Origin of the sequence: Flavicella sp., from assembly GCF_029238425.1 — a bacterium.
In the GTDB taxonomy this organism is placed as follows: domain Bacteria; phylum Bacteroidota; class Bacteroidia; order Flavobacteriales; family Flavobacteriaceae; genus Flavicella.
In genome coordinates, this window is the sequence record NZ_JAQWGB010000061.1 from 1 (window position 1) to 2,023 (window position 2,023).

Sequence of the window (2,023 nt, forward strand, 5' to 3'; positions counted from 1 at the left end):
TTTACTTTGGCTCCAACATAGGTCATACTAGCACCGTCCGTACCAACTAAAACTGCAGCTAAATGAGGAGTTTTACTTCCTTTGTTTTTTATTGCAACTACGGCTTCTGCTATTTCAGCTTTGATATCCGCAGAAGTTTGTTTTCCATCTAAAATTGTCATTGTACAAATATTTGTTTATCTATAAAATCTCCTAACGCATACCTTGCATCATCTGCATCATCTTTCGGCCTCCACCACCTTGCATCATTTTCATCATTTTGCTCATTTGATTGAATTGCTTCATCAATTGATTCACTTCTTGAATACTGGTTCCAGATCCTTTTGCGATTCTTTTCTTACGACTTGCGTTTATTGTTTTCGGTTCTGTACGTTCGCTAGGTGTCATTGAATGTATGATAGCTTCAATACCTTTAAACGCATCATCGTCGATATCAACATCTTTCATGGCTTTTCCTGCACCAGGAATCATTCCCATCAAATCCTTTACGTTACCCATTTTCTTGATCTGTTGAATCTGAGCTAAGAAATCATCAAATCCAAACTGATCTTTGGCGATTTTTTTCTGAATTTTTCTAGCCTCTTCTTCATCATATTGCTCCTGGGCTCTTTCCACCAAAGAAACAACATCTCCCATTCCAAGGATTCTGTCTGCCATACGATCTGGATGGAAAACATCAATAGCTTCCATTTTCTCTCCAGTACCAATAAACTTAATTGGTTTGTTTACAACAGATTTGATTGATAGAGCAGCTCCACCACGTGTATCACCATCTAATTTTGTAAGGATTACACCATCAAAATTTAATAAATCATTAAAGGCTTTTGCTGTGTTAACGGCATCTTGACCCGTCATCGAATCCACAACGAACAATGTTTCTTGAGGATTTACAGCTTTATGAATATTAGAAATTTCAGTCATCATTTCTTCATCCACAGCCAAACGACCAGCGGTATCAATGATTACTGTATTTTTTCCAGTTGCTTTAGCATGTTTGATGGCATTTTGTGAAATTTCTACAGGATTGTTGTTCCCAACTTCTGCGTAAACTTCAACACCAATTTGCTCTCCAACAACTTGCAATTGATTTATTGCAGCAGGACGATATACATCACAACCAACCAATAAAACTTGCTTAGATTTTTTTGTAGTTAAGTAGTTTGCTAATTTTCCGGAAAAAGTGGTTTTACCTGAACCTTGCAAACCAGACATTAAAATAACTGTAGGATTTCCTGCTAAATTTACTCCAACAGTTTCACCTCCCATCAATTCAGTCAACTCGTCTTTTACAAGTTTTACCAATAATTGACTTGGGTTTAATGTAGTCAATACATCTTGTCCAATAGCTTTCTCCTTTACTCTTGCGGTAAAATCTTTTGCAATTTTGTAGTTAACATCGGCAGTGATCAAAGCCTTACGGACTTCTTTCAAAGTTTCTGCAACATTTACTTCAGTAATTTTTCCATGACCCTTTAAAACATGAAGAGCCTTGTCTAATTTTTCGCTTAAATTTTGAAACATACTATTAAATAAGATTTTTAAAGCGACAAAGATACTAGAAACTCGAAGTCTATCAAAGAGTCCAACGAAAATAATTTATGCTAATTTCTAGCTGCTAAAACAGTTCTCCTATAAACATAAGATCTATCATTTATTCTAGAATACACGTAATAAGTATTGCAGCTCATACATTTATAAAGAGAGGTATAAGGAATCATTTTTAACTTCAAAGGTCTTTTTGTTTTATACCTTGTATTTGAGTCGCAAGAAGGACAGTTTTTTCCCATATTAAATTAGGTTAAATTAGGCTTTGGAGTTCATTGAAGTTTTGAAACTTGGCTTTTTATGTAAAAATGATTTGTTTAAAGCTACAACATACAAAAACGAAGAATAGCAACTTGCGCATTTATAATTATAAGTGCCTGGAATCAACTTCATCCATAGGCTTCTATTAATTCTAATTCGATTACTAGAAGAATTACAGTTCGGACATGATTTACTCATGGTTGTTTTAGGTTTTCTA

The 2,023-nt window shown here is 34.6% G+C and carries 2 protein-coding genes; both read right to left on the minus strand.

Annotated features, from left to right (window positions below; all coding sequences use genetic code 11):
• A partial coding sequence (locus P8H68_RS04275; protein WP_300322084.1) for a tetrahydrofolate dehydrogenase/cyclohydrolase catalytic domain-containing protein occupies window positions 1-161 on the minus strand: 161 nt, incomplete at its 3' end.
• A gap of 31 nt (window positions 162-192) precedes the next feature.
• A complete protein-coding gene (ffh, locus tag P8H68_RS04280; RefSeq protein WP_300322083.1) occupies window positions 193-1,521 on the minus strand; it encodes a signal recognition particle protein in 1,329 nt (442 codons plus the stop codon).
• Window positions 1,522-2,023: the final 502 nt, after the last annotated feature.

What these genes read in the sequence shown, in the direction of transcription:
- ffh (WP_300322083.1), bottom strand. Translation starts at nt 1,521, where the DNA reads ATGTTTCAAAATTTAAGCGAAAAATTAGACAAGGCTCTTCATGTTTTA.